The sequence below is a fragment of the Candidatus Babeliales bacterium genome, assembly GCA_016929235.1.
In the GTDB taxonomy this organism is placed as follows: Bacteria; Babelota; Babeliae; order Babelales; family JABCYS01; genus JAFGJD01.
Genome location: JAFGJD010000001.1, coordinates 23,909 through 32,251, shown reverse-complemented (window position 1 = coordinate 32,251; position 8,343 = coordinate 23,909). Strand labels below are relative to the sequence as shown.

Annotated in this window: 5 protein-coding genes, 2 tRNA genes and 2 rRNA genes; 2 read left to right on the top strand and 7 right to left on the bottom strand. The window is 43.9% G+C overall.

The features are described from left to right. From JW872_00180 to JW872_00160, 5 genes are all read right to left on the bottom strand, one after another. Positions 1–131 (bottom strand): 23S ribosomal RNA (locus JW872_00180); the annotation flags it as partial. A 145-nt stretch (positions 132–276) separates the two neighbouring features. Beyond that, positions 277–352 (bottom strand) — tRNA-Ala (locus JW872_00175). Between the two features lie 40 nt (positions 353–392). After that, positions 393–469, bottom strand: a tRNA-Ile gene (locus tag JW872_00170). Between the two features lie 88 nt (positions 470–557). Continuing rightward, positions 558–2,098 (bottom strand): 16S ribosomal RNA (locus tag JW872_00165). Positions 2,099–2,343: 245 nt separating this feature from the next. Further along, entirely contained in the window at positions 2,344–2,928 is a 585-nt protein-coding gene (locus JW872_00160) for a hypothetical protein (protein ID MBN1549064.1), read from the bottom strand. Positions 2,929–3,014: 86 nt separating this feature from the next. Here JW872_00160 and prfB point away from each other — a divergent pair, with 86 nt between their 5' ends. Further along, entirely contained in the window at positions 3,015–4,097 is a 1,083-nt protein-coding gene (gene prfB / locus JW872_00155; protein ID MBN1549063.1) for a peptide chain release factor 2, read from the top strand. Positions 4,098–4,181: 84 nt separating this feature from the next. Beyond that, positions 4,182–6,251 carry a hypothetical protein gene (locus JW872_00150; GenBank protein ID MBN1549062.1) on the top strand — a complete coding sequence of 690 codons (2,070 nt, stop codon included), beginning with the start codon at positions 4,182–4,184 and terminating at the stop codon, positions 6,249–6,251. A 96-nt stretch (positions 6,252–6,347) separates the two neighbouring features. Here the strand turns inward: JW872_00150 and JW872_00145 are convergent, their stop codons facing one another. Next, the gene (locus JW872_00145; protein ID MBN1549061.1) at positions 6,348–7,946 is read right to left on the bottom strand and encodes an OPT/YSL family transporter; all 1,599 of its coding nucleotides are present in this window, start codon (positions 7,944–7,946) and stop codon (positions 6,348–6,350) included. A 51-nt stretch (positions 7,947–7,997) separates the two neighbouring features. Then, complete coding sequence (locus JW872_00140; protein MBN1549060.1) at positions 7,998–8,339, bottom strand: HIT domain-containing protein; 342 nt, start codon at positions 8,337–8,339, stop codon at positions 7,998–8,000. Positions 8,340–8,343 lie beyond the last annotated feature (4 nt).

The following is an 8,343-nucleotide window of genomic DNA, read 5'->3' as shown; positions in this document are numbered from 1 at the left end:
TGGGTTTCCCCATTCGGAAATCTTCGGATCAAAGCTTGATTGACAGCTCCCCGAAGCTTTTGGCAGTCTTCCACCTCCTTCATCGCCTCCTGATACCAAGGCATTCACCAAATGCCCTTTTCAATTAACCACAAGTCTTTATAAAAATTGAGATAATTAAAAACTCAAGAAAACTTGTTTTGTTTTCAGGATATTATGTTACGAATATTTCAAAGAACACAAGAAATTTTTATCTACTACTCTTACATTTTTTCTACTTACAAGATCAGGATATTTTGGTGGAGATGAGCGGAGTCGAACCGCTGGCCTTCCGCGTGCAAAACGGACGCTCTACCAACTGAGCTACATCCCCTTTTCCACGATCAGTCATCTTTGTGCCCCCCACCAGAAAATGGTGGGCCTAAGTCGACTCGAACGACTGACCTCCCCGTTATCAGCGGGGTGCTCTAACCAGCTGAGCTATAGGCCCAAACTAGAGGCGCCTGCAAGTGTGCCTTTCCACTATTACACCTTATTATATAACAGACTCGATTAAGAATCTGTGGATATCTCCCTCGAAAGGAGGTGATCCAGCCGCAGGTTCTCCTACAGCTACCTTGTTACGACTTCACCCCAATCACTGCCCATACCTTAGGTGCCCGCCCCCTTTTACGGTTAGCTAAGACAACTTTGGGTACAAACAACTTTCGTGGTGTGACGGGCGGTGTGTACAAGGTCCGAGAACGTATTCACCGCGCCGATCTGATGCGCGATTACTAGCGATTTCAACTTCATGAGGTCGATTTGCAGACCTCAATCCGAACTTAGACTAGCTTTAAGGGATTAGCTCCCCCTCTCGGGTTGGCAACCCTCTGTACTAGCCATTGTAACACGTGTGTCGCCCTAGACATAAGGGCCATGAGGACTTGACGTCATTCCCACCTTCCTCCTGGTTTCCCAGGCAGTCCCATCAGAGTGCTTCCGAAGAATAGCAACTGATAGCAGGAGTTGCGCTCGTTAGAGGACTTAACCAAACATCTCACGACACGAGCTGACGACAGCCATGCAGCACCTGTGTATTTGTCTGAGCCGAAGCCCAGAAAGCTGTATTTCTACAACGGTCAAATACATGTCAAGCCTAGGTAAGGTTCCTCGCGTAGTATCGAATTAAACCACATGTTCCACCGCTTGTGCGGACCCCCGTCAATTCCTTTGAGTTTTAGTCTTGCGACCGTAGTCCCCAGGCGGATCACTTATCGCGTTAGCTACGACACCAATCTCGTAAAACGAAACTGACGTCTAGTGATCATCGTTTACGGCGTGGACTACCAGGGTATCTAATCCTGTTTGCTCCCCACGCTTTCGTGCCTCAGTGTCAGGTATGGACCAAGAAGCTGCCTTCGCCATTGGTGTTCCTCTCGAGATCTACGCATTTTACCGCTACTCCGAGAATTCCACTTCTCTCTTCCACCCTCTAGTACGTCAGTATCTACTGCGAGCTCTCGGTTAGGCCGAAAGATTAAACAGTTGACTTAACATACCACCTACACACCCTTTACGCCCAGTGATTCCGAATAACGTTAGCACCCCTCGTATTACCGCGGCTGCTGGCACGAAGTTAGCCGGTGCTTTCTCTAATGGTACCGTCAGAACGCACTCGTATTAGGAGTACGCTTTTCTTCCCACTTAACAGGAGTTTACGATCCGAAGACCTTCATCCTCCACGCGGCGTCGCTGCATCAGGCTTTCGCCCATTGTGCAAAATTCCTCACTGCTGCCTCCCGTAGGAGTCTGGACCGTGTCTCAGTTCCAGTGTGGCCGTTCACCCTCTCAGGCCGGCTAACCATCGTCGCCTTGGTAGGCCTTTACCCCACCAACAAGCTAATAGTACGCAAGCTCCTCCTCCAGCGATAGCAAAGAGGCCACCTTTCTCCCCGAGGGGACGTATGTGGTATTAACCTCGATTTCTCGAGGGTATTCCTCACTAGAGGGCAGATTCTTACGCGTTACTCACCCGTTCGCCACTGTACTCACTCCCGAAGGAGCTTTCTCGTTCGACTTGCATGTGTTAGGCACGCCGCCAACGTTCATTCTGAGCCGGGATCAAACTCTCCGTTACGAAAAGTTCGAGCGGACTGACAAAACTTGCAGGCTCAATTTGCCTAATAAAAAAATTGTTAAGGATCTTGTAAGTATTTCAAAGAACTTTTTTCATCACGTATATGTTTGTGAATGCTCAATCCATTATACAGATGCACCGATGGCCGTCAATACATTTTTTACATACATAGAAACTTTTTCATAAACCACCTCCAAAGCATGGACGACCCTCTTAAAAACAACCCATTCCACGCCCCCATCTCTTTACCGTCTGGCAGCATCAATATATGAAATGATAAGATTCCCCAACTGCACAACAGCACTATTAAAATCATCATTCACAATAACATGGCTATAGAGGGACCGCGCATCCTCTTGGGCCTGCTCACTCTTGCCCTGCTCAATCCTATACTGAATCTGCTCCTCTGATTCTGTTCCCCGCTCCCGTAACCGCTGGGCAAGTGAATTAAATGGAACTGTGATCCAAATCGCCACCACATCAGAAACCTCCTCGAGAATCCTTAAAGCCCCAACACGATCAACGACCAATATCCACGAATGTCCCTGAGCAAGATCTGTAATAATAGAACGAGGCGACCCATAATAGGCGTGGTAGGCAGTACTTGATTCTAGAAAGAACCCTTCATCTAATTTCCTGAGAAACTCAACCTCCCCTATATAATGATAGTCCACACCCTCAACCTCACCCTGACGAGGATGTTTAGTTGTATAGGTAATAACCCGACGAATTGAATAGGACGATGCAAGTTGCTCTATAACTGCCGCAACTAATGAACTTTTGCCGGCACCCGAAGGCGCAGAAACAAGAAATAACCGACCAGGATTCATACCCACTCCATAGTAAGACAGAGATCACTTTGTTATAGTGATAAAGATATATTTATATAAGGATACCCAATCAGAGAAACAAGGCCATGTTATTCGATGAACTAAAAGAGCAGGTGAAAGCTCTTGAACCAACCATGACCGCCATTACCACATTCTGGAACGATTCGAAGTTAGAAGAGCGGTACCAGACCCTCAAAGCAGAGAGCACGCAAGAAACATTCTGGAAGAGATCTGACCAGGCACAAGTGCTCAAAGACTTGCAAGCACTCAAAAATATTCGAGACCATTATCAACAGCTCGTATCATCATATAGAGAAATTCAGGAACTTCTTGATCTATTCAAAGAAGATGAAACTGAGCTACAAAAAATCGAAGCTGATCTTGCACAGCTAACCAAGCAGGCATCTGAATTCAAAATCAATCTGTTTCTCACTAACCCTGAAGATGCCGGCAACTGTTTTGTCCACGTCAATGCAGGAGCAGGTGGAACTGAGGCTCAAGATTGGGCAGACATGCTTCTGCGCATGTACATGCGATTCTGCGAGCGACATAAATTGAAGGCAAAAGTTGTTGATCTGCAACCCGGCGAACAAGCCGGCATCAAATCAGCCGTCGTATTCGTACAAGGACAAAACGCATACGGCCTCCTACAGGGAGAACACGGCATTCATAGACTTGTGCGCATTTCCCCATATGATGCCAATAAGCGTCGCCATACGTCATTCGCAGGTGTACACATCTTGCCCGAAGTACAGGATATTGAGATCACTATTGATCCCAACGATCTACGCATTGACACATATCGTGCAGGCGGCGCCGGCGGACAACATGTCAACAAAACAGAATCTGCCGTACGCATCACACACATACCAACCGGCATTGTTACACAGTGCCAAAATGAACGCTCACAACATCAAAATAAAGAAACTGCTATGAAAATGTTAATGGCAAAATTGGCACAAAAACAAAAGGAAGAACAACTTGCCAAAGCATCTGCACGCGAAAAGAAAAAAATAGAATGGGGCTCACAGATCAGATCGTACGTCTTGCATCCTTATAAAATGGTTAAGGATCACCGCACAAACTATGAATCACCACAACCTGATCTCGTACTTGACGGTGACATCATGCCATTCATAGAAAGCTACCTTTCCTGGAATGCCGTTTAATCATTCAAAGAGTGATTGACAATATTCGAATACATTTCATACGATCATCCGTAATAAAGTTTTTCTAATGACGGAGTAGTATGTATGAAGCTTTCACAACACAATACACTCATTAGTATATGTCTCCTACTATGGTTCCCATCTGTGTATGTACTGGATGATGCAGATCGTATCGCTCAAGAAACCCAAACACGAACTGAATCGTTAAAACATTTTGTCAACGCATTTTACGATTACGCACAAAGCCGACACTTTACTAACCAACTTCCAGAAGAATTTTTAACCTATCGTGAATTACTCAACAGTCCGGAGATGACGGTGCTCACTGAAGAAGAACTTCAAACCATCATTGAGGATATTTACTGCGATGCAGAAGCATATAACGCTGAAAATATCCTTCCAGAGCCATTTATAGCATGTTACGAATCATTGCAATGTGCACCGCATGCTGTAACAAAAGGAGACATGATCATCGCGCTACAATCACTGATTCAAACAATACAAAAGCTGCCAACGAGAAGTGATTCATTGCGCTTAGGAGTAATAGAACAAAAACTTCATCAACTTCATTTATTAGTATCAGATCGTTTTGGCAATATAACACAAGGTGCATGTGCGGGATCAGTACTGGGTATCTTGGGCGATGCGTGTACACATTTAGGAACAAGCATCTCAGAAGCACTTGCTGGAACATTCACATCCATCGACGCAGGCTTTAATAACACATACACAACACTGCATGAAATGACCACTATCATGAACGAAGGATTCAACGGCACATACACCATGATTGGTGATGTGTCACAACCAGCATCTGCAAATACCGTGCTCGGTGTGCTTGGAGATGCAGATACGTATCTTGGAACCAGTATATCAGAGGCCATTTCAGGTACATTCACCATACTTGATTCTTTGGATCTTAATCCTATCTATACAACACTCGGAGATGTTGGAAATATTCTTGGACCTGATGCAACCATATCTGGAACACTTCGGGATATTGTTGATCTACTTGATTCTGCAACTATCTCAACAAGCAACTCAACAAGTACTCCATTAGCTGGTGGATCAATATTTACAGGAACCGGCGAAGATGTCTCTAACTATGCTACCATTTCTATAAGTGTTTACTCTGACGTTGAATCGGCAGCCAACGGCTTATCTTTACAACAGTCAAACGATAATACCAATTGGGATTTTATAAAAACATTTACTGTATCAGCAGCAATACCACAAGAACACATTTTTCCAGTAACCGCTCGTTACTATCGAGTTGTATATACCAATGGATCCTCCGCCCAGTCCGCATTCAGGCTACAGAGCATGTACCATGTATCAAAAAATAAAAGCACAACCCTTAGCATAACCAACACCATCACAAAGAACGCTGACACACAACTCGTAAGAATTTCTAATGATTTTCGTTGTGATACTGGTCTTGGACTCATTAGCGGTAAGGAAAGCAATTACAAGTTTGCCCACTATGAATCATTAACCACAAGCTTCGCGGATATTTGGACAAACGGCGGAACATACCCATGGCCAACCACTGCATCTAGAGTTCGAGTCGCAGCAGGAGGTAATGCTGCTGATACTGCTGGGGGAGCAAATGCACAAAAAATCATGGTGGTGGGCCTGGACAACAACTTCAATCCAATATCAGAAGAAATCACACTTGCAGGAGCAACAGAAAGCTCATATACCACCCAAAGCTTTCGTAGAATTTATCGAGCATATATCACTTCAGTTGGGACATACGGAGCAACCAATGCGGGTATCATAACCATACAAAATGAAACTCCCGCAACCCTTGCTGTTATTGGCTTTTCTGGAATCGGATTTGGGCAAACTCTTATGAGCATGTATACCGTACCCGCGGGTAAAACTATGTTTCTTTCCCAAGCAAATGCATATGTAGCATCCAGTAAAACTGCCCGACTCATATTTTGGAAACGAGAAAATGCCGGAAATACTTCTAGTCCAATAGGAGCAAAAAGAATCATGCTCGAAGCGTACGGCGTTCAAGGATCAGCAAACTTCGCAACACAAATACGTATTCCAGAAAAAACAGATGTATGGTGGTCTGGTATAGCAGAAGCTGCCGGTACCGAAGTATCAGTCGATTATAATTTTATCCTAGCAGATAATAACTAATCAAAATCATAACTGCAGTATGATCAATGCGTATTAGACTAGTAGACAAGAATAAACTCAACAATGGTTTCGAATACAATAAGTAATATGCAAATGTCACCACAACGCTTGTACCAACATCCACAATGATCCGGCAGCAAAGACTCCTGACCAGAACGGATACCACGACTCTCTGTCTTTGGTAAGCAATGTCATACAACCACCGGCAACTAATCCAAGCGTAAGATTAAACGGCATCAGTACGCCACCAAGGACCAACATAGGACTCATGCGAAGTAACGAAATCACGTAGCCGAACAGACACCCCAGGCCCAGCACCTTCAGATCAACAGAACCTGATTGTACTAATAAAGCTCGTGCATAGGCTCGTTGTACAAAAAGTTCATCGGTTCCCAGGCCAAATCGTGTAATTAAAAGCCATATAACTCCACCAACCACCAGAGTCGCAACACCAAGCCCAAGTAGCTGATAACGTTTAACAAGGACTCTATTTAATTTCAAAAGAGATGCAGTTTTTCTTCCAAATAAAACATCAACCGCTACCCCCCCACATATTTCCACAAACGTCGCAATAATAATAGCCTGTACAAATGTCACACGTAAGCCAACTAAGGCTGGTACCATTACAAAAGTTGCAAATCGTCCCAACTGCGCAAGCCCAATTTTCCCTGCAATAACTGATATCTGATATGTACATACCAGTGTTCCAACAATAAGATACATTTGTGTTACAAGTGAAAATTGGAAATATGATAACAAACCAACCACAATGCCTATAATCAACGCAATCTCAAACGAAACAAATGATCTAAGATTTCGATGCAAAACTGTGCGCTCCGAGAACCATCGACGGACCGTATACCATAATGATTTGGGCGTTTTAATCATTCCTTGCACGGCACTAATAAGCACCATCCCACTCGCAAATGCAAGCACAAAATCACTAAATGAAATATGAGAAAAGAACCAAGCATGAACGGGACCAATAATGCCAATTTGCGCAAGAGCTCCAACGCCAAGGGGAACCATAATAACATGGCCTGTTACGAAACCAATTGCCCACACAAGCGGCCATATATCAAAACGAATTACAGGCAAAGAAAAGCCCCCTAAATCGACCTTAGGCAGCAAGGTCAACGAACGGGGCAACAACCATGCAACACGTGAAAAAATTCCAATACCACTCTGCACAACGTGAAATAGAATCGTAGAAAAAAATCCGATAATTAATTCATATGATTTACGAATGCCTTCTTGAGCAATAATCATTTTATGAACCAATTGTCCAATGGGAAATGATAGCTGCTGAGAATACAGGAGATCATCTTCCACAACACCAGCAAACCATAACCCCATCAACCCCCCGGCCAACGTAATTCCTCCAACAATTGATATAAACCACACAGGAGAATGCATCCACAATGCAAATTGTTCTGGCACTAAAAAATGAATCGCAGGAAAAGAAAAACCAACAGCCGTTGCCGCAATACCACCAATAGACGACGCCATCGTTACATATCCAAGTGCCGCACTGCGTTGGACATCGCGAATAAAAAATCTCATAACTAGCGAAGCAAGTAAAACGACGGTCGTTGCAATCCATGGCCCAATCGGTGTTGCCATAGAAATGTACGCCATGATTACCGTTGAAAAACATGAAAACAAAACGCTAAAAAGAATAACCAACGCGTGCATCTAATCTCCTATCTACCGTGTGGAGGCACTCTACCAAAGAACCTAAATAATTTATAGACTCGGAAATTGTTTGCCAGCGAGAAAGTGGAAGTGAATATGATGCACTTGCTGACCAGCTTCGCGACCATTATTGGATACTAAATTAAATGCACCTGGCTGAGGAAGATCTTTTGCTAATCGCTGTGCCATTAATAATAAATTGGATACAACATTATAATCACAAGGCTCTAATACACGCAAATCGCGAATATGTTTCTTCGGAATGATCAAATAATGCACAGGTGCTTTGGGAGCAATATCTTTAATGACGACAATATCTTCTGTTTCTTGAATAATCTGTGCAGGCACTTCTCGCGCAATAATCTTGCAAAAAATACAATCTTGGTCTGCCATAGAA